The organism is Paenibacillus terreus, assembly GCF_042138595.1.
Taxonomy (GTDB): domain Bacteria; phylum Bacillota; class Bacilli; order Paenibacillales; family Paenibacillaceae; genus Paenibacillus; species Paenibacillus terreus.
Genome location: NZ_JBHIRX010000015.1, coordinates 124,810 through 148,550 on the forward strand (window position 1 = coordinate 124,810; position 23,741 = coordinate 148,550).

Here is a 23,741-nt window from a genome sequence, read left to right on the forward strand (position 1 = left end):
GTTTAAATACCATTATACAGCTTCCCCGGCAGGGACGTCTTTGTCTTTTCTGGCGAGCAGAAGGCTCCAGCCTGTTAAAATAACAGCGCCGACCACCATTAAACCGCCGATCCATGAGGTGTGAATCAGCCCCGGACCATCCACAATCAGGCCCCCAAAATAAGCGCCAAGAGCAATGCCGCCGTTAAAGGCCGCGATATTGATTGCGGATGCGACATCCACGGCCTGCGGCACAAAACGCTGGGCAAGGTTAACGACATACAGCTGAAGTCCGGGCACATTCATGAAGGCAAACAGGCCCATCAGAATAATCGTGATCAAACCCGCCACTTTAAACGGAGCCGTGAAGGCCAGAATAAACAGGACCACCGCCTGAATAATAAACATATACAGCAGCGCTGAAAGCGGCTTGCGGTTGGCGGCCTTGCCGCCGATGATGTTGCCGATGGCAATCGCAATGCCATACAGAAGCAGAAGGAAAGCTACGGTTGTCTCGCCAAAGCCGGTAATGTCATGCAGCAGAGGAGACAGATACGTAAAGACGACGAAGGTGCCACCGTATCCGAGAGCCGTTATCAGGAAAGCAAGCAGCAGCCGTCCGTTGGTAATGAGCCTGATCTGATCCCGTACCGGGGTTTTGACCCCCTTCCGCAGATTGCCGGGAACGAGAATCAAATTGGCGATCAGAGCAATGATGCCAATCACGGCTATGGTTAGAAAGGCTGCACGCCAGCCGAGCTGCTGGCCGATAAACGTGCCGAAGGGTACGCCGGTAATCGTGGCCACGGTCAATCCGGAGAACATAATGGCAATGGCGCTTGCCCGCCGGTTCGGCGCGACAAGGTCAGCCGCAATGGTTGAGCCGATCGACATAAATACGCCATGCGAGAACGCGGAAATAACCCGTGCCGTAAGCAGCAGCCCGATTCCGCTTGAGAAGGCCGCAAGCGAATTGCCAGCGATGAAGATGATCATAATCCAGATCAGCAGCGTTTTTCTTGGTATTCCTGAAGTTAAAGAGGTTAATACCGGAGCGCCAAAAGTAACGCCCAGCGCATATAAAGTGACCGTCAGTCCGGTCATCGTTACAGATATATTCAAGTCTTCAGCGATAAGGGGAAGCAGTCCCACGCTGATGAACTCAGTTGTCCCGATTGCAAAAGCGCTGATAGCGAGAGCCAGCAGCGACAAAGTACTGCGTTTAGTGTCCGAGGACATGTTCAGTTCCACTCCTATTTTTTTATTTTTATGCCGGCCGGCAAATGCTATTATGGATGCTTCACACGAAAAAGAATAGTACATACTTCGAAGTACTATAGGCACTTACAGGTACCTATAGGAGGAAACGGGGGAAAAAAAGCCGGAATCCTGAGTATCCAGGAGCCCGGCTCTTCCGTTTGCAGATCGTTTATGTGGATGGTTCAAAGTATTTGCTTTAAACCTCTACTGTTTGGCCTTCTTGTTCAATATGCTTTTCGCCCCAGGCACACATGGCATCCAGGACAGGCTTCAGGGACCAGCCGTAACCGGTCAGGGAATACACGACCTTGGGCGGAACCTGCTCAAATATTTGCCGCTTCACAAGTCCGTCATCTTCCAGTTCCCGCAGCTGCTGTGTGAGCATCTTCTGCGTAATGCCAGGCATTAGTCTCTTTAGTTCGCTGGTGCGTTTGTCGCCTTTATCCAGATGACACAAAATAACCGCCTTCCATTTGCCGCCCATCACCTCAAGGGTTGCTTCCACCGGGATATTGTAAGCCATATGTTTACCTCCTGAAAAAATATAGTGAGATGCTTTGATCTCTATAGGATCTGAAAGTATATAGGGTTCTTTCAGAGATGTACATATCCGTCAAGGAACTACAATCTATGATAACACTACAAGGGAAAAAGTAAACAAGTGTGAAGAATGGCGATTTTTACGGGATCATGTCGAAAAAACACGGAAAATATATTATATTATCTCAAGTGGATATTCCACCATTTATGCAAAGGGCAAACTTGCCGAAAGGCAAGGACGCAAAGCTGCAGGCCTAAGGAAACTATCATGGATCTATGGCGGCTGGGCTACCTTAAATCGGAGGGAGAAATAGCAGGGTGAGCAGTATTTATCAATCGGATGTGGAATTTGTATACAGACGTGGAGAAACCAGGCTTGAAGAGTGCCAAATTACTTGCGAAACGGGGAAAAGGCCTACGATTGGAGACTTCTCCGATAAGTTCAAAGAATACGGCATTGAGACGAGACTGCATGATTTATACAGCATGACTTTTAAACCCGTTGACCCGTTGACTACAGAGATCATATCGATCCGGGTGATTCGGACATTTCAAATGCGTTAATGATTAAGCATTGGAGGGATTTTCCTCCGGTGCTTTTTCATTTTCCGGTGGTCTTCAAAAGATCTTCACAAGTTTAGGATAAACAGAATGGTGAAAGTAATAGGCAGGAGGACTCTTACATATTCGGAATGGTATAATTCCGGTATAACTTGGGCGTACGGAGGGACAGGCCTTGAAAACCATTCTGGTGGTGGATGACGAACAGAAAATTCGCGAGGTACTCGCTTCTTATTTACAGAAGGAGCATTTTCACGTGCTGGAAAGTGTGAGCGGGGAGGAAGCGTTGGCTGTACTGCGCAGCCAGCGGGTTGACCTGTTGATATTGGATCTGATGCTGCCCGGCATGGAAGGGGAGACCGTCTGCCTGGAGGTGCGCAAATTCAGCCCGGTACCGATTCTTATGCTCACTGCCAAGGTAGCTCAGGCGGACCGCATCAGCGGATTATCCATCGGAGCAGATGACTACATGATCAAGCCCTTTGATCCGAATGAGGTGGTTGCCAGAGTAAAAGCAATCCTGCGCCGGACAGATGATTCGCAGCTATTGGCGGACGTCATCTCTTTTAATGGGGGGCATCTCCGTATCGATTCACTGAAAAATCAGGTGTACAGGTATGAAGAGCCGATCAGCCTTACACCTAGTGAGTACAAGCTGCTGCTTCTGCTCGCCAAATATCCGCAGCGCCGCTTTCCGCGGGAGGAGCTGGTCGACAGGGTGATGGGCTTCGGGTTTGACGGTGATATCCGCATTATCGATCAGCATGTTAAAAATGTACGGCAAAAGATCGAACAAGATCCACGCAATCCGCGCTATATTATTACGGTGTACGGCTTCGGCTACCGGTTTGGCGGTGAGGGCTGATGTTCAACCGGCTGTATATCCGGCTGGCTGTGATCATCGTCGGCATGGCTGCTGGTATCGTTGCCATTTTTGCCGTGATCAGCGTATTTGCCACTCATTATCATATCTCGATGTATATGGAGCAGGTCTCACCGGCGAGTAAAAGAATGTCCCCATTGATGGATCACCTGGAGAGTGCCCTGATTCAGTCGATCCTGCTGACAGGGTTGTTTTCGCTGCTGCTGGCGCTGATTATCGGGGTCTATTTTGCAAAACGCATCTCCCGCCCGCTTGTCCGCATGAAACAGGCCGCCGAACGGATCAGCAGTGGCAGCCTGGACGCCCGTGTCAGCACGGAAGGCCAGGATGAAATCGCGGAGCTCGGGACTTCCCTGAACCGACTGTCCGAGCAGCTGCAGCGACAGCAGTCACTCCGCATGTCCATGTCGCAGGACATTGCCCATGAGCTGCGCACACCGCTAACAACGTTGAAAAGCCACATGAGGGCCTTGGAGGACGGAGTCTGGGAGCCGACGCCCGCGCGGATTCACTCCTGCCTGGAGGAGGTGGAGCGCCTGATCCAGCTCGTCAGTGAACTGGAGGAGCTGAATGTAATGGATTCGCCGGAATTCCAGCTTTCACGGAAAGAGGAGAATCTGCGTTTGATTGTTGGAAAGGCTGCTGCACTGATGGAAGCTGCTTTTCTTGAGAAAGGGGTGCAGCTCCGATACGAGGGCGTTTCAGATGTCAGGCTGCTTATGGATGCGGACCGCATGAAACAGATTCTGGTGAACCTGTTGACCAATGCTCTTCACCATACGCCTGCCGAGGGGATTGTAAGAGTCGAGGAGCGTAAGGAAAAGTGGGCAGTGTGCCTTGTAATCAGCGATACAGGACCCGGAATTTCGGCGGAGGATTTGCCGTATATTTTTGAAAGGTTTTATCGGGGAGACAAGTCGAGGAATCGGCAGACAGGCGGAAGCGGCATGGGACTGGCGATTGTGAAAAAGCTGGTGGAGGCTCATGGCGGCGAGGTGTGGGCGCAAAGCGATAACAGCGGGGCGCGCTTTTATATTCGGTTGCCTATGTGATATTTTCAAATGAAGCGACAGGAGCTTTGAAGGGCGGGGAAATCGTTGGATATTCGCAGTATTGCTAAGGAAAGCGTCTGGCGTATCAGGCATGAGGTGATGTGGCCTGACAGGGAGCTTGCATTTGTTCAGCTGGAGGATGATGATATGGGGCGTCATTATGGTCTTTTTGTCGGGGAGCGGCTGGTGTCGGTCGTATCCTTGTTTATTGATCGGGACGAAGCCCAATTCCGTAAGTTTGCGACGCTGGAGGCGGAGCAGGGCAAGGGATACGGCAGCAGGCTGCTGCGGCATGTGATGGAAGAGGCAGAGCAGGCGGGGGTAAAACGGATCTGGTGCAACGCCCGCCGGGAAAAGGCGGCATTTTACCGCAAGTTTGGGTTGAGGGAAACAGATCGTACGTTTGTAAAGGGCGGCAAGGAGTATGTCATTATGGAATATCCGATTACATTTCTCCACGGAACTTCTTGATCCTTGTTCTTTGATTACGGATGGCCGAGATCATGGGCAATAACTTGGGTTCAAAATCTACCGCTCTTTTTTGTTTTTTATGGTATATTTATGTAACATGATCGAAATCGGCTAATGGACGGTTGGCAATCATCTCCGAAAGGAGGTGGTGCTAGTGGTCGAAGTAAAAGATGTATTCCTAATCCTATTCGCGTTTGGGAGTTTCATTTTAGCGCTTCTCACCTACTTAAAGAAAAAGTAGACCGTCCTGTACAGGGATAGCGGTCTACTTTTTCTGATTGTCACCTTGTCACAAGCAACCGTCTTTTACGCGGTCAGATCATGTGATGAGTCGGAGTGTACCACCACTTCGGCTCTTTGTTTATACATTACCACAATAAGGGCAAAATATTCAAGGATGTGAATGACTGGGGGCGGGGCTTAGTGTTAGCAATGAGAAAACCGCTATGTTACCGATGTAAATCATCAAGCGAAATCGGGGCTGAGCCGGAATTCAATTAACAAACTATACAGGGAAACGAACATAGAAACGGTAAAACTGGAAACCCTGTTTAAGCTTTGTGATACCTTCAATTGTGAATTGTCTGATTTGATTGAGTATATCCCAGAACACGCAGGAAAGGAAAGTATATGACCAACAAGCTGTATTACAATTCCACATACATAACGGAATGGGAGAGCAGAATCACGCAGAAGCTTGAACGAGACGGGCGGAAGCTGGTTGTGCTGGAAGAGACGGCATTTTACCCTGCCGGAGGGGGCCAGCCCTGCGACACTGGAACCTTGAACAGAATCCCTGTACTGGACGTATTCAGCGAGGGAGACACGGTATTCCATGAAGTTGAACGGTTGCCGGAAGAGGAGAATGCCGTTTGCAAGCTGGACTGGGGCCGCAGATGGGACCATATGCAGCACCACAGCGGCCAGCATTTGCTGTCAGCGGTCATTCTCAGGCTGCTTGGCGCAAAGACGCTCAGCTTTCATCTGGGCCAGGAGGAGTGCACCATCGATGTTGAACTGCCCGAGCTGACCCGAGCGCAGATGGAGGCGGTGGAACAGGAGGTTAACGCGGAAATTTACCGGAACCGTGCCATCAGCAGCTACTTTGTGACAGAAGAGCAATTGCAGAACATCACGCTGGTGAAACAGCCGAAGGTAACGGAAAATATCCGTATCGTCGAAATCGAAGGCATCGAGCACAACGCCTGTGGCGGTACGCATGTTAGCCGGACCGGTGAGCTGGGGCTCATCAAGCTCCTCAAGACGGACAAGCAAAAGGGAAATACCCGGATCTCTTTCAAATGTGGAGTCCGCGCGCTTCAGGATTATAATGAAAGCCTCCGTATCCTCGAAGTTGTAGCAGGGAAGTTTAACACAGGCCGTCAGGATATCTTGGGCCGATTTGAAAAATGGGAGCAGGAACAGACCCGGTTGCGGACTCGTGTGGATGAGCTGCAGCAGCGGCTTGACGAATATGAAATGAAGGAGCTGCATGCAGCGGCAGAAGGACCTGTCCTGGTGCATGTATTTGCGGACAAGCCCGCCAAGGAACTGCAGCCTTTCGCCGTCAAGCTGACCAGCGGCCGGGACATTCTCGTTCTGCTGGCAACCGAAGCGGACAACAAGCTCCTGCTGTTCCACAACGGATCGCTGGATGTCGCGTGTGGCGCTTTTTTCAAGCAGCATCTGAGCAGCTTCGGCGGCAAAGGCGGAGGCAATAACCAATCGGCTCAGGCCGGGTTTGCGTCTGCGGAGGACATGCGGCGTTTTATCGATTTTGCACGCAAGGAGCTTAACCACGCTGCTGCTCCGGATGCTCCACATACATCCTGAACAGCTGAATATATAACGCGGCACTGATGAGTGCAAACAACAATATGAGACTGAGTACGCCCATTGGCGGCACCCAGGTGGACAGGAACACGGTGATTGGCGCCAAAAACCTTCCGATCGTGGGCTGCAAGCTGTCCGCCGCCATGTACTGGGCTCTTGCGTGCTCCGGGGCATAACGGCTGATAAAGCTCTGTGTCACCGGAGAGCGCACCATTTCCCCGAAAGTAAAGATCACTGTAACGAAAAAGAGGTACCATATATTGCTGCCCAAGCCGAGAGCAAAGGTGCCCACCCCCGACAGCAGCGAAGACAGAATAAACACATTCCGCTCCTTCCAGCTTCCGAGCCATTTTGTAACCGGAAGGATAAAGAGAACAAATAACAGGCCGTTAAAGCCCAGCACCCACCCAAAAATATCCGTACCCGTAAGCACGGGCGAATCCGCAATCCACGGAAAAAAAGGCTGAGCCGGCACCTCATTGATGATATAAACCGGCAAATAGAGGTCCAACTGCAGGATCGACACCATCGCACAGATACCTGCCAGCGTATACACCAGGAATACCTTATCCCGAAAAATAATGCCATAGCTCTGCCACTGCTTCCTGAATACACTGGAGATTGAAGCGGAAGCTTCCGCTTTATTCCCGGATGGTGGCGATGTTTCATGAATCATGAAATAAATGGCGATAAAATACAGCAGCATAATGGCCGAGCAGGTCCACAGCAGCTCCTGCCGGTAATGGAAAAAGAAAACGGCTCCCAGCGCAGGCCCGAGCACGGCGCCAAGATTATTGGCTGTCGAAAATGTGGCGAATATCTCCCGGCGGTGTTCTGCGGGAACCAGGTCCGCAACCATGGCGGCGCTTGCAGGCCTGTAGATGGCCCCTCCCAGCCCAATGCCGATAAATGCGACATAATCGATCCAATGGGACGGCGACAGGGCGAAGCATGCGAACATTACCATTTGCAGCGACACACCCAGCAGCATGATGGGACGCCGTCCTGCCCGGTCCGCCATTGCTCCACCAAGCAGCGCGCCGAGGATGCTGAAGACCGGAGGAACAGTCATCAACATGCCGGCGATATCATTGCCTAATGCCTGGCCGAAATAAACGGTTATAAAGGGAAAGTACATCCAAAAGAGCATGTTAAACAAGGCTTCCCCGATTAACCGGACCTTCAAATTGCTATTCCATACACGAATTTGCACAATATCCTCCCCAAGTCTTACCTATTGCGTAAAGTATCCCGCGGGTAAAACAAACTATAGAACATTTCCCAGGAAAAATATAGACTAATGATATATCTGAAAGCGAATACAGGAAGGGGTCAAGCAATATGATCACGGAAAAGATTAAACTGAGCGAAGAAAACGAAGACGTTTACCTGCAAACTTATCTTTTACATAACTCCGGGCAGTTTGGTACAGACCAGCGGCGCCCTGCGGTGATTATCTGTCCCGGCGGCGGGTACAACCACACCTCCGACCGCGAAGCCGAGCCTGTTGCCCTGCGCTTTCTCGCCCAGGGCTTTCATGCTTTTGTACTTAGATATTCAGTGGGGCAGGCAGCGCGGTTTCCGCAGCCTTTTCTGGATACGGCGCGGGCGATTGCTCTCGTAAGGGACAGAGCGGAGGAATGGCTGGTGGATGCGGACCGGATCGCGGTATGCGGATTTTCGGCAGGAGGCCATGTGGCAGCGGCTTCAGGCGTTCTCTGGAACAAGCCGTTCATCCATGAGGCGCTGCAGGAAGAACCCGCCAAGCTCAAGCCGAACGCGCTGATCCTTGCCTATCCGGTCATTCATTTTAACGATTGGCCGCGCAGCGCCGTCTCGACGGCAGAAGAGGGCTTGACTGAAGCAGAGCGGACCTTTGCGAATATTTTCGGTACGCCGCATCCTGAACAGGAGTTGAGAGACCAGTACGGGTTCCACCTGCATGTCGATGCGTCGGTACCGCCATCCTTTCTATGGCATACGGCTGACGATCCGGTCGTAAGCGTCCGGAATTCACTGGATTTTGCTGCAGCGCTGACAGAGCATCAGGTTCCTTATGAGCTGCACGTATTTCCGCAAGGAGTGCACGGCTTGTCCCTGGCCGATGAGACGACCGCCACAGGACCCCAGCATGTGAATGAACGGTGTCAGATATGGATCGACCTTGCTACTACCTGGCTTAAGGACTTATACAGATAAAAGGGTAGGCACAGGAAGAAGCGCATGATGTTTAATAAAATTTCTCCTTTTTTTCGCGGAGGTTCAATGAAAAAAATAATACTTATAGGATCAGGAGGTTCCGGCAAATCAACATTGGCTCAAAAATTAGGAGAAATCTTATTCATAGAAGTTTATCATTTGGATGCAATCTTTTGGAAACCCGGCTGGATCGCTACACCCAAAGAGGAACAGAAAGCCGTTCAAAAGGAGCTGACAAGTCGCAAGAGTTGGATTATCGACGGCAACTATGGCTCTACAATGGACATTAGACTGCAGGCCGCTGACACGATTATTTTTTTGGATTTGTCAAAATGGGTATGCCTTTACCGTGTTCTCAAGAGGAGATTTCAATACCGCAATAAAAAGAGGGAAGACATGGGAGAAGGCTGCGAAGAAAGAATCGATTTTAGATTTTTGAGATGGGTCTGGGAATACCCTGAAAAACATAAGCCACAAATTTTAGAAAAGCTCAATCGATTATCAAAGGAAAAAGAGATAATCATTCTAAAGTCGCGAAATGACGTGCAGGAGCTGCTAGAAAGAGTGAAATTATTGAAGTAGGGAATGCATTGACTGATGTGAAACTACTCAAAAAAATGAGAGGAACATGGGACTATTGGGAGCGTAAAATATGAAGCACTGGCTGGCCCCGTACCCTGATGCATGTTCGTCCCCAGACCGCATACAGTAGTAGTAACACTATACTGCACATACGGCTGAGGGAGGAAATCATGAAGGTTCTTATTCTTGTAAGAGAAGATCAGGGAGCTGGAGACAGCGGAATGTCCGAAGAGGAACGCTGTCTCTCCTATGCTGAAGCACAGCAATGGGTTCAAGTTGGGGTGCGTGAGCTGGACGGGCAGGAAGGCGGGATGTGGGAGCCGCTGGGCAGACAGCTTGCGGAGACGGGTGCTGCTGCCCTGTTAACGGCTGACCTTTCACGGGTGACGGATAATATGCATGAGTTCATACGTTTTCTGAAAATGCTGGAGCAGCATCACGCCAAGCTGTATACGGTCAAGGACGGAGAGGTAGTAGACTTTTCTGCTGTCTAATCCTCTTCAAGCGCCCATGCGCCGCTGCGGAAAATCGGCTCCATGCGTCCGTCCCGCGTTTCCCCGTCGATGTCTATGGACGCGGATCCGACCATGAAATCGACATGGACCAGGCTTTGATTGATTCCCGCCGCCGCGAGCTGCTCATTGGAAAGCAGGCGGCCGTTCTCCAGGGAGGAAGCAAAGCCGCGGCCCAAGGCCAGATGGCAGGATGCATTTTCATCGAACAATGTATTATAGAAGATCAGATTTTCGCCGGAAATGGGAGAGCTATGCGGGACAAGTGCAATTTCGCCCAGATAACGCGCTCCTTCATCCATGTCTAATATGCTTTTTAATGCCTCATATCCTTCCTCCGCTTCAAAATCCACCACCCTGCCTTGCTCAAAACGGAGTGTGAAGTTATTGATCAGGCTGCCACGGTAGCTTAACGGCTTGGTGCTGCGAATGACACCGTTCGTTCCTTCTCTATGCGGCGTAACAAAGACCTCTTCGGTTGGCACATTGGGATTGAAGGCGTGCCCCTGCTCGTTATCGGCCACGCCGCCGCGCCAGATGTGGGAGTCAGGCAGCTCAACCGTCAGCTCTGTACCAGGGGCGCGGTAATGCAGCCTACGGTACTGCTTCGCAGTTAGCAGCTCTCTCTGCCGGCGCAGAGCTTCATTATGACGGTGCCACGCCTGCACGGGGTCTGGCTGGTCAATCCGGACGGAGCGGAAGATTGCCTGCCAAAGGGCACTCACGGCGTCTTCCGGTGCAAGCTGCGGATAAACCTTGCGCGCCCAGGCGAAGGATGGGACAGCAATAATGGACCAGGTCATTTTGTAGGAAACCACGTAATCTTCCCATTTCTTTAAGGCTTCGCCTGAAGCCTTCGAACGAAGGGCAATTCGCCGGGGATCAACGGAACGCAGCAGCTCCGGATCGCTGGATTGGATGGATAGAAAGGCCCCGTTTTTTTCCGCAATCTCTTCATAAGCCTGCACCTTCCAGCGCGGGAATTCCCGCAGCGCCTGTTCGGGAGCCAGCTCGTACATCAGCTTTGTGCTCGCTTCGTCAAGCCACTCAATATGCACCTGAAAAGCTCCCTTCTCATACGCCTTGCGGCTAATGAGCCGGACAAGCTCGGGTGAGTGGATGGGAGCCTGAATCCACAATTCCTGTCCAGGCTGTAGGTTCACCGCAATCTCCACCGCCAATTCCGCGTATTTCTCCAGACTGTGATCAAAATTCATAATTTATTGCCTCCTCACCGCCGGTTGAACCGGTGTTTGAAAATATCGGGAAGTATAATAATCGGAGTACGAACTTCCTGATTTCGCTGAAAACTTCCGCTAAATGTGGCCTGATTCTTGGAAGCACGTCGGCAGATGTTTTGCTTGTCTCGGCTGAAAGCGCTCGCACTGATGTATAATCTATACATTAACATATTGGGACGGAAAAATAGAATTAGCAACTGAAGATTGACAGGACCAAACCCGATTGGAGTGATGACATTGTATATGCAGGGGCGGGAGCCTTTTTTGCGGAAAATCGAGCTGGATCGAAGCCGTGTGCCGTCCTTTGGGCAATATCCGTTTCATCTCGGGCCGATCCGGAAGCTGAGTGAGCTGCCGTTTCACCCCGGTGTCACATATATCGTAGGTGAGAACGGAATGGGGAAATCCACTCTGCTGGAAGCCATCGCTGTCGCGTGGGGGTTCAATGCGGAGGGTGGGACGAAAAATTTTTCTTTCTCAACCCAGGCTACACACTCGGAGCTGCATGAGTATATCCGGCTGGTGCGGGGGACGCGCAGGGCGCGTGACGGTTTCTTTTTCAGGGCGGAAAGCTACTACAATGTAGCAACAAATATCGATGAGCTGGACAGGGAACTGGGCGGCCCTCCTATCATTGCGTCTTACGGCGGAAAATCGCTGCATGAGCAGTCGCATGGGGAGTCTTTTTTCGCGGCCTTCATGAACCGCTTCGGCGGCAACGGTCTATATATTCTGGATGAGCCGGAGGCCGCGTTATCCCCGTTAAGGCAGATGGCCATGCTGGCCCGTATTCATGAACTGGTCAGGCAGAATTCCCAGTTTATCATTTCCACGCATTCACCGATACTGATGGCCTACCCGGGGGCTCGTATTTATAATCTGCATCCGGAAGGCATCGAAATCAAGGCACTGGAGGAAACGGATCACTATATTATTATGAAAGAGTTTCTGAACAACAAGGATAAAATGATCAGAGAGCTGTTTGGAGAAAATGAGTGAATCGGACCGATTGTGACCATGCTAAATTTGGAAAATATGATACAATAAAGGTATCTTTAGAAAGGAGCTGAACTTATGACTATCTTATGGTTCGTCCTTTTTGCAGCATGTGCATGGGGGCCGCTCATCTGGCATAACATTGCGGTCAGCAAACGTATTGCCCACGAAGAAAAGAAAGCGGGACGTGACTTGACGAATGAGATTAATCCATTTACAGGCGGCCGGTAATGATTGCATACCCTTGAGGGCTCAAGCGAATTGAAGGGATTTCTGGAAAACAGAGTTTTTCAGAGTCCCTTTTTTGTCAGAATAGATAGAGAACATGATGGTAAAAGGAGACTTTGTCGTGCAAGCGCCATTACATACTCTTTTCCGCCCGATACAGGCTAATGGTAGAACCGCATCAAATAAATATACGGAAAGGCTGCCTTCCAGGCTGCTGGCCCCGTTTGTGGCCTGTTACTGGATGTCCGAGCCTGCGCCGGCAGAGGAGATGGAACCGGGAACTGCGTCCCTTTTAAAAATGCCTCGGCAGGGAGTAGTCGACCGGGTTATCCCGGACGGGTGCAGCGATATATTGTTTGTGCATGATGTCTGCAGAAATACATACAGCATCCTGTTTTCAGGTTTTATGGACAGGCCTTTATCATTGACTACGACTTTGATGATCCGAAACGGACATTCGGGGTAAGATTTTTTCCGGGTGGAGCTCACTTGCTGCTTGGTCTGCCTTTGGGGGATACGGCGAATTCTCATTTGGCTTTGGACGCCGTATGGCCTGAACTGGTCAGGGAAATCGGGGAGAGGGTATTTGAAGAAAACTCCTTTGCGGGCAAGGTTCGGCTCATGGAATCGTTTTTGTTAACCGGAGTCGGCAACGGAAAAACAACAAACGACAGTTTGGTGAGCAACCTGCTTTATCGGGTTTTTACCGGCAGAGGCAATACAAGCATACAAGAGCTGGCTGCGAGAGAGGTCATCAGCACAAGGCAGATGAACCGTATTTTTCAACAGTGGATCGGGACTACCCCGAAGAGATTCAGCGATGTGGTGCGGTTCCAGGCGGCCATGAACGGTATGAAAAAAGCGGGAAGGATCAGCGGTGCAGCCTTTGCATTGGATTATGGCTACTATGATCAGGCTCATATGATACGGGATTTCAACCGTTTTTACGGGGCTTCGCCGCTGGTGGCGCTTGGAGAGTTTGTCGGCATGTCCGATTAATACAATGAAAAATGAGAGATGATTGTTAATCTGAAAACGAAAACGGCAGCAAGAAAGAAATTTGAACAAGGGGGACTTTAATTATGAAACCGCGCTTTTCTGTACTTACATTGGGAGTGGATGATCTGGAGCGGGCCGTGGCCTTTTATCGTGACGGATTGGGGCTGCAGACGGAGGGGATTGTCGGGCAGGAGTTTGAGCATGGCGCTGTTGCCTTTTTTGATTTGCAGGCAGGGCTGAAGCTGGCTGTATGGCCGCGCAAGTCGCTCGCACATGATACCGGAATTCCGCTGCAGGCAGCCAGTCCCGGTGAATTTACAATCGGGCATAATGTCGGAAGCAAGGAAGAAGTGGATCAGGTCATGGAAGAAGCGAGGAAAGCAGGCGCAGTGATCAAGGTTCCTGCGCATGATGCTTTTTGGGGAGGGTATTCGGGTTATTTTCAAGACCCTGACGGTCATTTGTGGGAGGTAGTCTGGAATCCGGCGTGGGAATTCGCGGACTAAGTTTAAGGCTACGTGCAGCTCTTAAAGGTGAAATTGGCTGGGGAAGTTCTGGTTGGGCAACAACCTGACGACCAAGAATTAGTATAAGAACCAAAAATGGATGCATATGATGTACATCAGCACTTTCAGGCATTATGATTGGACAAAATCCTGGAGAAGGAGCGAAAGGATGAAGGGTCCAATGATAGATCAATGGAATGCTGTAGTCAGTCCGGTAACGGTGGAGCCTGCAGCCCAGGGAAAGCTCGGCGGAAGCAGCTTTATGGTCAAGGATGTGTTTGCGGTGCGCGGTTGCACGAACGGTGCAGGCAATCCGCGCTGGCTGGAGACACATGGTCCGGCTGAGGAGCATGCGGAAGTGGTGAGCCTGCTGCTGCAGGCAGGGGCACGGCTGACCGGCACGACACACACGGATGAGCTGATGTTCAGCCTGAACGGGGAAAATGTCCACTACGGGACCCCCGTGAACCCGAAGGCACCCGGCTGTATCCCCGGAGGGTCCTCCAGCGGCTCGGCGGTCGCGGTGGCCGCCGGGCTTGCCGATTTTGCCCTGGGTACGGATACCGGGGGATCGGTACGCGTCCCGGCTTCATACTGCGGCGTATACGGCATGCGTCCGACACATGGAAGCGTAAGCGCTGCGGGGGTGATCCCGCTTGCCGCCAGTTTCGACACGGTCGGCTGGATGGCGAGCGGTCCCGAGCTGCTGCGGAGCGCAGGAGATGTGCTTCTGCCGCCGTCGGCTTCCGGGAATTCCGGCTTCCGCAGGGTCATTACCGCCGAAGACGCCTGGGGGCGGGCGGACCGGGAGAGTGCGGAGGCGCTGGATCCGTATCTGAGTCTGCTCCGGGGAGCAGGAGGCAGCCATGAGTCTGTGCAGCTGGCGCAGGAGGGGCTGTCCGAATGGATGACGATGTTCAGAACGATCCAGGGCTATGAAATTTGGCAGCAGCACGGTCCCTGGATTGAACGCGAGCAGCCCGTATTTGGGCCGGATATCGCCCAGCGTTTCGCATGGGCCGGTACGATTGAGCGGGCGGACTATGAGAAAGCAGAAGGCCGCCGCCAGCAGGTACGGCAAGCGCTGGCAGATCTGCTGCGGGAGGACGGTGTGCTGGTCATCCCAACAACCACCGGGACGGCGCCGGCGTTGGGGCAGAAGGGACCGCAGCTGGAGGAGCGCAGATCCAATACAATGCAGCTGACCTGCATCGCCGGTCTGGCAGGGCTGCCGCAGATTACGATTCCCGCTGCCGAGGTGGGGGGCTGTCCTGTCGCCATTTCCGTCATCGCAGGCCCGGGGCAGGACCGCCGCCTGCTGGATTGGGTCGCCGCGCTGGTTCCGGCAGTAAGGGGGAACCTATGAGCATGACACCAGTCACGGGCACGCAGGCGATGGTCGTCAGCCCCCATTATCTGGCAAGCGCAGCCGGATCGCGCATCCTGCAGCAGGGCGGCAACGCTTTTGACGCGGCGGTGGCGGTAAGTGCCTGTCTTGCCGTTGTCTATCCCCATATGACAGGACTGGGAGGCGACGCCTTCTGGCTGACATACAGCAGCCGGGAGGGAGCGGTCAGGGCTTATAACGCGAGCGGCCGTGCGGGCGGCCGGATCACCGCCGCCTGCTTTGCGGGGGAAGCCGCCATCCCGCAGCGGGGCCCACGCAGCGTCATTACCGTGCCGGGCATGGTGGACGGCTGGGATGCCGTGCTGCGGGAATACGGCTCAATGACGCTGGCGGAGGTGCTTGAGCCCGCGATCCGCTATGCGCTGGAGGGCTTCCCGTTGTCGCCGGATCAGCATGCCACTACGGCCGAGCGGTTTGATGTGCTGGCGGCTTATCCGCAGACGGCCGCCATCTATCTGCCGGGAGGCAGGGTTCCGGAGCGGGGCAGCCGCTTTGTGCAGGCCGCGCTGGGCAGGAGCCTGCAGCAGCTCGCAGAGGAAGGCCGGGACGCGTTCTATATCGGCAGCATTGGCCAGGAGATTGTCCGTTCCCTTGCGGAAGTGGGCGGTCTGCTGCGGCTGGAGGATTTTGCGCGCCATACGGGGGAATGGGCAGAACCGATCAAAGGCAGCTACCGCGGTCTCGACCTGTACCAGGTCCCGCCGAATTCGCAGGGCTTTACGGGTATTATGGCGCTTCATATTCTTGAGCAGTTTGATTTGCGCAGCATCGAGCATGGCTCGTATGAATACTATCACCTGCTTGTGGAGGCGCTGAAGCTGAGCTTCCGCGACCGCAACCGGTATTTGACGGACCCGTGCTTCTCCTCCATCCCGCTGAAGCATCTGCTGTCCAAGTCGTACGCCGCCGAGCTGGCGGCTTGTATCGAGATGGAACGGTCGCTGCCGATGGATACGGAGCCGGTAGGCAATGATACGGCGTATGCGGCGGTGGTGGATGCGGAGGGCAATGCCGTCTCTTTTATCCAGAGCCTGTATTTTGAATTCGGCTCAGCCGTTATTGGAGGAGACACGGGCATTCTGCTGCAGAACCGGGGCTCGTTCTTTTCCCTTGATCCGTCACATGTGAACAGACTGGAGCCTGACAAGCGGACGTTTCATACGCTGATGCCCGCGATGGCCTGCCGCAACGGGAAGCCGTATATTTTGTACGGCACCCAGGGAGGGGAAGGCCAGCCCCAGACGCAAACCGCATTGCTGACACGTATGGTCGATTACGGCATGGATCCGCAGACGGCCGTTCATGAACCGCGCTGGGTGTGGGGCAGAACGTGGGGGGACGAGACGCAGGGGTTGAGACTGGAGGGCCGGATCGCCGAGGAAGTACGGCGGCGCTTGCAGCAGGCCGGGCACACGGTGAACACGGTTGCGGATTTCGCTGGAGTTATGGGACATGCACACGCTATAATGATCGACGAAAACGGCTTCCGCATCGGCGGTACGGACCCCCGCTGTGATGGAGCGGCCATCGGCTGGTAATCGACAGGTACGGGACACAGATTGTTGAAAATCGAATATTGGAAATGCCCTGATCAGGAAGGAAGCTGAGTATCTTTCTTGGATCAGGGCTTTTTTGCTGTTTTTTTGCCGCTGACGTGCAATTTTTTGCTCTTCGTAATACTTTCGCCATGTTCGCCGGGCTGGTAATAAGCGATGATGAAGGAGGTTGATGACACGAAAGGCATTACCGAGGCAGGGATTTCAGACGTCCCGCAGTGCCCGCCCCATTGGGCAGAGGTATCCTGTATGCTCTTTCGGCTCAATCCATCAGGGTTCGATTCCCACTCGCCTGTCACGCGACTTTGGTAAAGATTCGATTTGGTATCGAAAGAAAATTATTGAGAACCTGCACAGGAATCCCACACCTGGCCAAGACGGCAGGAGCCGGAATGCTGGCTATGCGGCTCGCGGATATCGGTTGGAGCGGGCGCTGCCACATTCCGCGAAAAAGTGGGTGAAACCCCGGGCTGCAATCTTGAGTGCGTGGTCCCGCTCGCATCCTTTCCCGGGAGACGGCAGCCGCCATTCCTCCCTCAAGCGCGGCCCCGCCCGCATTCCGGAGGGATTCCAGGCGCAGGTCCCACCAACAAGACGCAAACACACAAGTTGCATATCCGAAAGCACGGCGGCTTTTAGCGTCGGCTTTTACATAGAGGAGTGATGCATATGTTTAAGAAAATTACGATTACATCCGGCGAGCGCGGTCTGCTGTTCCGCAAAGGAAGCTACGTGAAAATGCTGCAGCCGGGGACATATCGCCTGAAAACCTTTCAGGAGGAAACGGTGACGGTCATGAGCACGGCTGAGCCATTTTTCGTACCTGAAATGGATTTGAATCTGTTTCTGCAGGACGAGGAGCTGCTGGGGCAGCTCGCCGTTGTCCAGGTGCAGGATTACGAATATGTCCTTCATTATGCGGATGATCGATTTGCAGAGCTGCTGACAGCTGGTAAATATGCCTTCTGGAATGTGCTGAAGGAACACAAATTCGTCACAGTGGATGTACGTGAGCCGGAGATCGTTCCCGGGGTCGAGCCTACGGTGTTGCCGAAAACGGCGGGCTTCTGGTACATGCAGGAGGTTGCGAGCTATGAGCGGGGTGTGCTCTATTACAACAATGTGCTGCAGCGTGAGCTTGAACCCGGCAAATATTATTTTTGGAAGGGGCCGGTGACGGCCGCAGTGCGGACGATTGATCTGCGCCAGCAGCAGCTGGACTTGATCGGGCAGGAGATCATGACGGAGGATAAAATCACGCTGCGTCTGAACTTCGTCTGCCAGTACCGGATCACCGATCCGATGGTCGCACTGGAGTTCAAGGATTTTGAGGACCAGATCTATATTTTGCTGCAGCTCATGCTGCGTGAATATGTCGGTACCCTGAAGCTGGATGATCTGCTGCGCAGAAAGCAGGAGATTGCGGATTTCATCCTGACCCGTCTGTCCGAGAAAAGCGGGGAATACGGCGTGCGGTTCCTTTCCGCGGGGGTGAAGGATATCGTTCTGCCGGGCGAGATCAAGGACATTCTGAACACGGTGCTGCTGGCGGAGAAAAAGGCGCAGGCCAACCTGATTATGCGCCGGGAGGAAACGGCTTCCACCCGCAGCCTGCTGAACACGGCGAAACTGATGGATGAGAACGTCACCCTGTACCGGCTGAAGGAGCTGGAGTTCCTGGAGAAAATCAGCGAGAACATCGGCAACATTTCGCTATCGGGCGGAAGCAATCTGCTGGAGCAGCTGAATGCGCTGGTGAGCTCCAAGGAAAACGGTTGACAGGTCAATCCAACGCTTGAACAGCTGCCGCTGTGAAAGCGTTGGATTTTTTGCGTCATAACAATTGACGAGCATCACATTACCGCTTAATATTAAAAAATCAACGCCTGTATGTTGTCGGTGTGCCCGGCAGCATTATGCATATTTTATCGCTTTGTCCGGTCAAAGCAACGATGCGTAGAAGCATTGAACAATCATGCTTTATAAGCTTGCAAGATGAACTTTTTTATACTATTGGTTTACTAAAGAGAGGGGTTATGCAAGATGAAAAAGATGTGGATGTCCCTGACGCTGACAGGTCTTCTGCTGATTGCAGCAGGCTGCGGAAGCAACGGCAGCAGTGGCAGTGGAGAAAAGGCTGCCGGAACAGAGCAAAGCGGCGGCAGTGCGGAAGGCAAAACGTATAAGGTTGCCATTTCGCAAATTGTGGAGCACCCGTCCCTGGATGAAACCCGCAAAGGTTTTCTGGCAGGCCTCAAAGATGCCGGCATTGAGGAAGGAAAGAACCTGACGGTGGATTATAACAATGCACAGGGGGATGCAACGACGAACCTGTCCATCGCACAGAAGATTGCGGACAGCGACAGTGATCTCGCGCTCGCCATTGCCACGGGGCCGGCACAGGCGCTTGTACAGCAGATTCAGGACAAACCGGTGCTGTTCGCGGCGGTGACTGATCCGCTTGGAGCCAAGATCGTAAGCGATTTGGAAAAGCCGGGCGCCAACGTTACGGGAGCCTCGGATACGAATCCGGAGGCGATCGTGCAGCTGATGGACTTCGTCGCTTCGGAGCTGCCTGATGTCAAAACCGTCGGCCTCATCCTCAACGAAGGAGAGCCAAATGCGGTCGTGATGGCGGACAATGCGGAGAAGGCTTTGGCGTCTCACGGCATCAAGCTGGTCAAAGCGTCTGTGACCAACACCTCCGAGGTGAAGCAGGCTGCGGACTCACTCGTCGGCAAGGCGGATGCCCTCTTCATCACGCTGGACAATACGGTGGTCAGCGCTGTGGATACGATCATCCAGGTAGCTAACGACAACGACATTCCTTTCTTCTCCAGCGACCGCGACACCGTTGAGAAGGGAGCCATGGCTACCGTTGGCTTCAAATATTATGATCACGGGTACCAGGTAGGGCAAATGGCTGCCAAAATTCTGAAAGACGGCGCTAATCCCGGGGATATGCCGGTCTCCTTCCCTGACAAGCTGGATCTGATCCTGAACGTGAAAGCAGCCAAAGAGCAGGGCGTTGAGGTGACGGATTCCATGAAGTCCAAGGTACAGGACCCGGACAACGACATTATTGAATAACTAAAGAGGTAGTTCAAAAAGTCATCTTTTAATCACGAAGTAAATCAGGCTGCGGATTCGACATCGAATCTTGAATTCAGCCGGGACTTCCGGTGCTCACGTACCCCAAGTACGCTCCGCTCCTCAGTCCCTATCTTCATCCAACCTTCTCGGTGCTGAAAACCTGACTTTTTGAACACGCACTTAAAAAGCTGGTCACGGCCTTCCATATGGGCCAAACAGAAAGTGAGTAACGAAATTCAGGGCGGCTCCTAGAGATTCGCCCTATCTTTTTTTGTACAAGGAGGTATCCACTGTGGGTGGGATATTGAATTCGCTGGACGGGGCGGTCATGCTTGGGCTGCTGTATGCGTTGATGGCGCTCGGCGTTTATATTACGTTCCGCATTCTTGATTTTCCCGATCTGACGGTAGACGGGAGCTTTACTACAGGAGCCGCCATTGCAGCGGTTATGATATCGAACGGCTCTTCACCTTGGGTCGCCTGCGTGGCGGCTTTTGTGGGCGGATTGGCGGCGGGGGCTTGCACAGGTCTGCTGCATACCAAAGGTAAAATTAACGGACTGTTGTCCGGGATTCTGATGATGATTGCGCTGTATTCTATCAATCTGCGTATTCTCGGCGGCAAGCCGAATATTTCGCTGCTGGGTGCGGATACGGTGTTCTCCGGCCTGCCCAGAAAGGTATGGGAAATTTCGTCGATTACGTTTGTCATGCTGGTCATTGTGATTATTTTTAAAATATTGCTGGATCTGTTCATGAAGACAGACCTGGGTCTGGCGCTGCGCGCCACAGGTGACAATAAGCGCATGATCCGCAGCTTTGGCGCGAATACGGATACGACCACGATCATCGGTGTCAGCCTGTCCAACGGGCTTGTGGCGCTGTCCGGCGCATTTATCGCCCAGCAGTCTGGTTTTGCCGATATTACGATGGGCATCGGCATGATTGTCATCGGTCTGGCTTCGGTCATTATCGGGGAAGCCATCTTTGGCGCCCGCACCGTGTTCCGGGCTACCTTGGCGGTCATCCTGGGCTCGATTGTATACCGTATCGTTATTACGTTTGCCCTGCGCATTGACTGGTTCGAAACGTCCGATCTGAAGCTGATTACGGCCATTATCGTCATTATCGCGCTCGTCTTCCCTACGGTGCGGCGTGTGCTGAAGCAGAAAAGCATGGCGAAGAAGCGCTCGGCGGAGCTGCTGGGAGCGGCAAATCATAGCACGGGAGGCGGACGCTGATGCTGAATATTATGAATGTGTCCAAGCTGTTCAACCCCGGCACGGTGGATGAGAAAATTGCACTCATCGGCGCAAATCTGCAGCTGAAGCCTGGTGATTTCGTAACGGTCATCGGCAGCAACGGGGCTGGCAAGTCTACGCTGATGAACATTATTTCAGGCGTGATGAAGCCGGATACCGGTGAGGTCCGCATCGACGGCCAAAACATCAGCCAGCTGCCTGAATTCAAGCGCAGCCGCTGGATCGGGCGAGTATTCCAGGACCCGATGGCCGGCACCGCGCCGACCATGTCCATTGAAGAAAACCTGGCCATGGCCTATGCGCGCGGCAAATCGCGCGGCTTCGGTTTTGGCATCACCGCCCCCAAGCGCAAGCTGTTCAAGGAGCAGCTGCAGCGCCTCGGCATCGGTCTGGAGAACCGGCTCGGCGCCAAGGTAGGGCTGCTCTCGGGCGGCGAACGGCAGGCGCTGAGCCTGCTGATGGCCACGTTTACGCGGCCGCAGATTCTGCTGCTGGATGAGCACACGGCTGCGCTGGATCCGGCCCGTGCTGAGCTGATCACCACACTGACGGAAAGCATCGTGCGCGAAATGGAGCTGACGACCCTGATGGTCACGCACAATATGGAGCAGGCGATTCGTCTGGGCAATCGACTGATCATGATGGACAAGGGCCGCATTATCCTCGACGTAAACGAGGAGCAGAAAAAGGACCTGACCGTGGAACGGCTGCTCGGCGAATTCGAGCGCATCAGCGGCGAGAAGCTGGCCGATGACCGGATCGTGCTGGGATAACGAATTGTGAAAGTGAACAAGAGGATGAATCATGGGGAATACCCGCTGCTTCATCCTCTTTCTTTTGCGCCGGACTCTGCAAAAGAATGTGGTAGCTACATAACGCTCCAATAAAAAGAACAAAAATTTATCATCACAGAGAAAAAATATAGTAAGATATGAAATGGGGATTTTTAAGAATAGAGTTTTAACTTTAGCAGATGAGGAGTTATTGAGCAAGTGAAAAAGTTATATTCAACATGGTTTGGGGGATACTGGAGCCCCTATCTCGTTATGGCCCTGGCGGGCATTCTCAGCGCCCTCTATTTCGGAATCACCAACACGGTATGGGCTGTAACGGGGGAGTTTACCCGTCTGGGAGGCCATATTCTGGAGTTCTTCGGGGTGGATGTATCGGACTGGGCGTATTTTGGCCTCATACATATGAACGGAACGACCTGGACGCGGACAGATGGCTGGATCGTGTGGGGCATGTTTATCGGCGCGCTCATTACGATTCTGCTGAGCGGCAACTTCAAGATCCGCATGCCGAGACAGAAACGGCGATATGTACAGGGATTTGCGGGCGGCATGATCGCCGGCTTCGGAGCCCGTCTCGCTCTGGGCTGCAATCTCGCAGCCTTTTTTACGGGAGTGCCTCAGTTCTCGCTTCATTCCTGGATTTTCATCGTTGCTACTGCCGGGGGCACTTTTCTGGGCGCCAAGCTGGTCAACACAAGATGGTGGAAGGGCAGGCCCATTTTAAAAACGGGTGGTACTATGCCGTCAGTTGAACGGGGCAAAAGTCGGCAGCCCCTCATGGGGGCGGTTCTGGGACTTGCCTACATCGGGCTGATTGTATATTTCTATGCAAATGGCAAGACCATGCTGGGGACTGCTGCCCTTTTCGGGGCTGCGTTCGGTATCCTGATCGAACGGGGGCAAATCTGCTTCACTTCCGCCTTCCGCGATCTGTGGATCAGCGGCCGGGCCACGATGACCAAAGCGATAGCCATCGGCATGGCGGTCAGCTCTGTCGCTACGCTTATCATTATTCTTGTATACGGTCTGGAGCCGATTACAAAAGTTGCCGCCCCAAGCACCTTTATCGGCGGACTGCTTTTCGGCCTGGGCATCGTTATGGCCGGCGGCTGCGAAACCGGCATGATGTACCGGTTGATGGAGGGGCAGGTTGTCTTTTTACCGGTGTTTATCGGCAATATCATCGGAGCTACCGTTTTGGCATATGCATGGGATCACATGGGGGTATATAATCTTCTTGTGAAGAGCGGCTCGCCTGTCAACCTGATCACTGCCATGGGTCCGGCGGCTGCATTGATTGTTACGCTGCTTGTACTCGGTGCGGGATTCGCCGTCGCCGCGTACTGGCAAAAAAACTACCGCTTCGGCGTGGGATTCAAGAAAGGGGATGCAACTTATGACCGTTGATTTCACACTGGATTTGCGGGGGGAATCCTGCCCATATCCTGTTATTTATACCTTGGAAACGTTGCGGGATATGAAAAAAGGACAAACCCTTCAGGTCGTTTCGGACTGCCCGTCCGCATTCCGGAACGTGCCGGAGGAAGTCGTCAAGCACGGTTACACCATGGCACAGGAGCCGGTCAAAAACGGCCAGGAATTCAGCCTGTTTATCCAGGTCTGAATTGAAGTGAAACCGGTGCCGTGCTGGCCAATACAATTGAATGAATCTGAACTGAAACACCCTGCGGGGTGTTTTTTCTGTTGTCATTAGCATTCACAAATTTCTCCGAAATGCCGATATATTTGGTAGATATGAAATCAGGCTTAAAACCGAAATCGGAGCT

The 23,741-nt window shown here is 53.0% G+C and carries 26 protein-coding genes, 1 pseudogene and 1 riboswitch; of the genes and pseudogenes, 23 read left to right on the plus strand and 4 right to left on the minus strand.

Annotated elements, in window-relative coordinates:
* Window positions 1-12 precede the first annotated feature (12 nt).
* Window positions 13-1,218, minus strand: coding sequence for an MFS transporter (locus ACE5KN_RS22950; RefSeq protein ID WP_375527230.1), 1,206 nt, complete (start codon window positions 1,216-1,218; stop codon window positions 13-15).
* 217 nt (window positions 1,219-1,435) lie between these two features.
* Entirely contained in the window at window positions 1,436-1,762 is a 327-nt protein-coding gene (locus ACE5KN_RS22955) for a winged helix-turn-helix transcriptional regulator (protein WP_375527229.1), read from the minus strand.
* Window positions 1,763-1,984: 222 nt separating this feature from the next.
* A riboswitch (cyclic di-GMP riboswitch) is annotated at window positions 1,985-2,075 on the plus strand.
* A 22-nt stretch (window positions 2,076-2,097) separates the two neighbouring features.
* Here ACE5KN_RS22955 and ACE5KN_RS22960 point away from each other — a divergent pair.
* The 7 genes and pseudogenes from ACE5KN_RS22960 to ACE5KN_RS22990 all read left to right on the plus strand — a co-directional run bounded on the left by ACE5KN_RS22960 (window position 2,098) and on the right by ACE5KN_RS22990 (window position 6,579).
* Entirely contained in the window at window positions 2,098-2,343 is a 246-nt protein-coding gene (locus ACE5KN_RS22960) for a hypothetical protein (RefSeq protein WP_375527228.1), read from the plus strand.
* A gap of 172 nt (window positions 2,344-2,515) precedes the next feature.
* The gene (locus ACE5KN_RS22965) at window positions 2,516-3,205 is read left to right on the plus strand and encodes a response regulator (RefSeq protein WP_375527227.1); all 690 of its coding nucleotides are present in this window, start codon (window positions 2,516-2,518) and stop codon (window positions 3,203-3,205) included.
* Window positions 3,205-4,275 carry a sensor histidine kinase gene (locus ACE5KN_RS22970; protein ID WP_375527226.1) on the plus strand — a complete coding sequence of 357 codons (1,071 nt, stop codon included), beginning with the start codon at window positions 3,205-3,207 and terminating at the stop codon, window positions 4,273-4,275. The genes ACE5KN_RS22965 and ACE5KN_RS22970 overlap by 1 nt, the downstream gene beginning before the upstream one ends.
* A 45-nt stretch (window positions 4,276-4,320) precedes the next feature.
* Complete coding sequence (locus tag ACE5KN_RS22975) at window positions 4,321-4,746, plus strand: GNAT family N-acetyltransferase (RefSeq protein ID WP_375527225.1); 426 nt, start codon at window positions 4,321-4,323, stop codon at window positions 4,744-4,746.
* A gap of 154 nt (window positions 4,747-4,900) precedes the next feature.
* Entirely contained in the window at window positions 4,901-4,987 is an 87-nt protein-coding gene (locus ACE5KN_RS22980; RefSeq protein WP_375533162.1) for a putative holin-like toxin, read from the plus strand.
* A 228-nt stretch (window positions 4,988-5,215) separates the two neighbouring features.
* Window positions 5,216-5,380 (plus strand): annotated as a pseudogene (locus ACE5KN_RS22985) (helix-turn-helix domain-containing protein); the annotation flags it as partial.
* Complete coding sequence (locus ACE5KN_RS22990) at window positions 5,377-6,579, plus strand: alanyl-tRNA editing protein (protein ID WP_375527224.1); 1,203 nt, start codon at window positions 5,377-5,379, stop codon at window positions 6,577-6,579. The pseudogene ACE5KN_RS22985 and the gene ACE5KN_RS22990, both read left to right, overlap by 4 nt.
* Here ACE5KN_RS22990 and ACE5KN_RS22995 read toward each other — a convergent pair.
* The gene (locus tag ACE5KN_RS22995; RefSeq protein WP_375527223.1) at window positions 6,539-7,792 is read right to left on the minus strand and encodes an MDR family MFS transporter; all 1,254 of its coding nucleotides are present in this window, start codon (window positions 7,790-7,792) and stop codon (window positions 6,539-6,541) included. The genes ACE5KN_RS22990 and ACE5KN_RS22995 overlap by 41 nt on opposite strands.
* A gap of 128 nt (window positions 7,793-7,920) precedes the next feature.
* Between ACE5KN_RS22995 and ACE5KN_RS23000 the strand changes: the two genes are divergently transcribed.
* From ACE5KN_RS23000 to ACE5KN_RS23010, 3 genes are all read left to right on the plus strand, one after another.
* Entirely contained in the window at window positions 7,921-8,778 is an 858-nt protein-coding gene (locus tag ACE5KN_RS23000; RefSeq protein ID WP_375527222.1) for an alpha/beta hydrolase, read from the plus strand.
* A gap of 66 nt (window positions 8,779-8,844) precedes the next feature.
* Window positions 8,845-9,360, plus strand: a complete 516-nt coding sequence (locus tag ACE5KN_RS23005) for a DNA topology modulation protein (RefSeq protein WP_375527283.1) — start codon at window positions 8,845-8,847, stop codon at window positions 9,358-9,360.
* Between the two features lie 170 nt (window positions 9,361-9,530).
* Window positions 9,531-9,854, plus strand: coding sequence for a hypothetical protein (locus ACE5KN_RS23010; RefSeq protein ID WP_375527221.1), 324 nt, complete (start codon window positions 9,531-9,533; stop codon window positions 9,852-9,854).
* Here ACE5KN_RS23010 and ACE5KN_RS23015 read toward each other — a convergent pair.
* A complete protein-coding gene (locus ACE5KN_RS23015) occupies window positions 9,851-11,089 on the minus strand; it encodes an aminopeptidase (RefSeq protein WP_375527220.1) in 1,239 nt (412 codons plus the stop codon). The genes ACE5KN_RS23010 and ACE5KN_RS23015 overlap by 4 nt on opposite strands.
* 255 nt (window positions 11,090-11,344) lie before the next feature.
* Here ACE5KN_RS23015 and ACE5KN_RS23020 point away from each other — a divergent pair, with 255 nt between their 5' ends.
* From ACE5KN_RS23020 to yedF, 13 genes are all read left to right on the plus strand, one after another.
* A complete protein-coding gene (locus tag ACE5KN_RS23020) occupies window positions 11,345-12,112 on the plus strand; it encodes an AAA family ATPase (RefSeq protein WP_375533163.1) in 768 nt (255 codons plus the stop codon).
* Between the two features lie 75 nt (window positions 12,113-12,187).
* Window positions 12,188-12,340, plus strand: a complete 153-nt coding sequence (locus ACE5KN_RS23025) for a hypothetical protein (RefSeq protein ID WP_375527219.1) — start codon at window positions 12,188-12,190, stop codon at window positions 12,338-12,340.
* Window positions 12,341-12,458: 118 nt separating this feature from the next.
* Window positions 12,459-12,803, plus strand: coding sequence for a DUF6597 domain-containing transcriptional factor (locus ACE5KN_RS23030; RefSeq protein ID WP_375527218.1), 345 nt, complete (start codon window positions 12,459-12,461; stop codon window positions 12,801-12,803).
* Window positions 12,804-12,826: 23 nt separating this feature from the next.
* A complete protein-coding gene (locus tag ACE5KN_RS23035; RefSeq protein ID WP_375527217.1) occupies window positions 12,827-13,336 on the plus strand; it encodes a helix-turn-helix domain-containing protein in 510 nt (169 codons plus the stop codon).
* Between the two features lie 83 nt (window positions 13,337-13,419).
* The gene (locus tag ACE5KN_RS23040; protein ID WP_375527216.1) at window positions 13,420-13,842 is read left to right on the plus strand and encodes a VOC family protein; all 423 of its coding nucleotides are present in this window, start codon (window positions 13,420-13,422) and stop codon (window positions 13,840-13,842) included.
* A 181-nt stretch (window positions 13,843-14,023) separates the two neighbouring features.
* The gene (locus tag ACE5KN_RS23045) at window positions 14,024-15,208 is read left to right on the plus strand and encodes an amidase (protein WP_375527215.1); all 1,185 of its coding nucleotides are present in this window, start codon (window positions 14,024-14,026) and stop codon (window positions 15,206-15,208) included.
* Window positions 15,205-16,788: a gamma-glutamyltransferase gene (gene ggt / locus ACE5KN_RS23050; RefSeq protein WP_375527214.1), complete on the plus strand. Its 1,584-nt coding sequence runs from the start codon at window positions 15,205-15,207 to the stop codon at window positions 16,786-16,788. The genes ACE5KN_RS23045 and ggt overlap by 4 nt, the downstream gene beginning before the upstream one ends.
* 687 nt (window positions 16,789-17,475) lie before the next feature.
* The gene (locus ACE5KN_RS23055) at window positions 17,476-18,585 is read left to right on the plus strand and encodes a slipin family protein (RefSeq protein WP_375527212.1); all 1,110 of its coding nucleotides are present in this window, start codon (window positions 17,476-17,478) and stop codon (window positions 18,583-18,585) included.
* Between the two features lie 264 nt (window positions 18,586-18,849).
* The gene (locus ACE5KN_RS23060; protein WP_375527211.1) at window positions 18,850-19,896 is read left to right on the plus strand and encodes an ABC transporter substrate-binding protein; all 1,047 of its coding nucleotides are present in this window, start codon (window positions 18,850-18,852) and stop codon (window positions 19,894-19,896) included.
* 304 nt (window positions 19,897-20,200) lie between these two features.
* The gene (locus ACE5KN_RS23065; RefSeq protein WP_375527281.1) at window positions 20,201-21,139 is read left to right on the plus strand and encodes an ABC transporter permease; all 939 of its coding nucleotides are present in this window, start codon (window positions 20,201-20,203) and stop codon (window positions 21,137-21,139) included.
* Complete coding sequence (locus ACE5KN_RS23070) at window positions 21,139-21,933, plus strand: ABC transporter ATP-binding protein (RefSeq protein ID WP_375527210.1); 795 nt, start codon at window positions 21,139-21,141, stop codon at window positions 21,931-21,933. The genes ACE5KN_RS23065 and ACE5KN_RS23070 overlap by 1 nt, the downstream gene beginning before the upstream one ends.
* 273 nt (window positions 21,934-22,206) lie before the next feature.
* Entirely contained in the window at window positions 22,207-23,361 is a 1,155-nt protein-coding gene (yedE, locus tag ACE5KN_RS23075; protein ID WP_375527280.1) for a selenium metabolism membrane protein YedE/FdhT, read from the plus strand.
* Window positions 23,351-23,578 (plus strand): sulfurtransferase-like selenium metabolism protein YedF, encoded by a 228-nt coding sequence (gene yedF, locus ACE5KN_RS23080; protein WP_375527209.1) that lies wholly within the window; start codon window positions 23,351-23,353, stop codon window positions 23,576-23,578. The genes yedE and yedF overlap by 11 nt, the downstream gene beginning before the upstream one ends.
* Window positions 23,579-23,741 lie beyond the last annotated feature (163 nt).

Excerpts from the sequence above, each read along its gene's own strand:
- ACE5KN_RS22950 (WP_375527230.1), bottom strand. The coding sequence starts at position 1,218 with ATGTCCTCGGACACTAAACGCAGTACTTTGTCGCTGCTGGCTCTCGCT.
- ACE5KN_RS22955 (WP_375527229.1), bottom strand. The coding sequence starts at position 1,762 with ATGGCTTACAATATCCCGGTGGAAGCAACCCTTGAGGTGATGGGCGGC.
- ACE5KN_RS22970 (WP_375527226.1), top strand. The coding sequence starts at position 3,205 with ATGTTCAACCGGCTGTATATCCGGCTGGCTGTGATCATCGTCGGCATG.
- ACE5KN_RS22990 (WP_375527224.1), top strand. The coding sequence starts at position 5,377 with ATGACCAACAAGCTGTATTACAATTCCACATACATAACGGAATGGGAG.
- ACE5KN_RS23000 (WP_375527222.1), top strand. The coding sequence starts at position 7,921 with ATGATCACGGAAAAGATTAAACTGAGCGAAGAAAACGAAGACGTTTAC.
- ACE5KN_RS23005 (WP_375527283.1), top strand. The coding sequence starts at position 8,845 with ATGAAAAAAATAATACTTATAGGATCAGGAGGTTCCGGCAAATCAACA.
- ACE5KN_RS23010 (WP_375527221.1), top strand. The coding sequence starts at position 9,531 with ATGAAGGTTCTTATTCTTGTAAGAGAAGATCAGGGAGCTGGAGACAGC.
- ACE5KN_RS23015 (WP_375527220.1), bottom strand. The coding sequence starts at position 11,089 with ATGAATTTTGATCACAGTCTGGAGAAATACGCGGAATTGGCGGTGGAG.
- ACE5KN_RS23020 (WP_375533163.1), top strand. The coding sequence starts at position 11,345 with ATGACATTGTATATGCAGGGGCGGGAGCCTTTTTTGCGGAAAATCGAG.
- ACE5KN_RS23025 (WP_375527219.1), top strand. The coding sequence starts at position 12,188 with ATGACTATCTTATGGTTCGTCCTTTTTGCAGCATGTGCATGGGGGCCG.
- ACE5KN_RS23040 (WP_375527216.1), top strand. The coding sequence starts at position 13,420 with ATGAAACCGCGCTTTTCTGTACTTACATTGGGAGTGGATGATCTGGAG.
- ACE5KN_RS23045 (WP_375527215.1), top strand. The coding sequence starts at position 14,024 with ATGATAGATCAATGGAATGCTGTAGTCAGTCCGGTAACGGTGGAGCCT.
- ggt (WP_375527214.1), top strand. The coding sequence starts at position 15,205 with ATGAGCATGACACCAGTCACGGGCACGCAGGCGATGGTCGTCAGCCCC.
- ACE5KN_RS23055 (WP_375527212.1), top strand. The coding sequence starts at position 17,476 with ATGTTTAAGAAAATTACGATTACATCCGGCGAGCGCGGTCTGCTGTTC.
- ACE5KN_RS23060 (WP_375527211.1), top strand. The coding sequence starts at position 18,850 with ATGAAAAAGATGTGGATGTCCCTGACGCTGACAGGTCTTCTGCTGATT.
- ACE5KN_RS23070 (WP_375527210.1), top strand. The coding sequence starts at position 21,139 with ATGCTGAATATTATGAATGTGTCCAAGCTGTTCAACCCCGGCACGGTG.
- yedE (WP_375527280.1), top strand. The coding sequence starts at position 22,207 with ATGGCCCTGGCGGGCATTCTCAGCGCCCTCTATTTCGGAATCACCAAC.
- yedF (WP_375527209.1), top strand. The coding sequence starts at position 23,351 with ATGACCGTTGATTTCACACTGGATTTGCGGGGGGAATCCTGCCCATAT.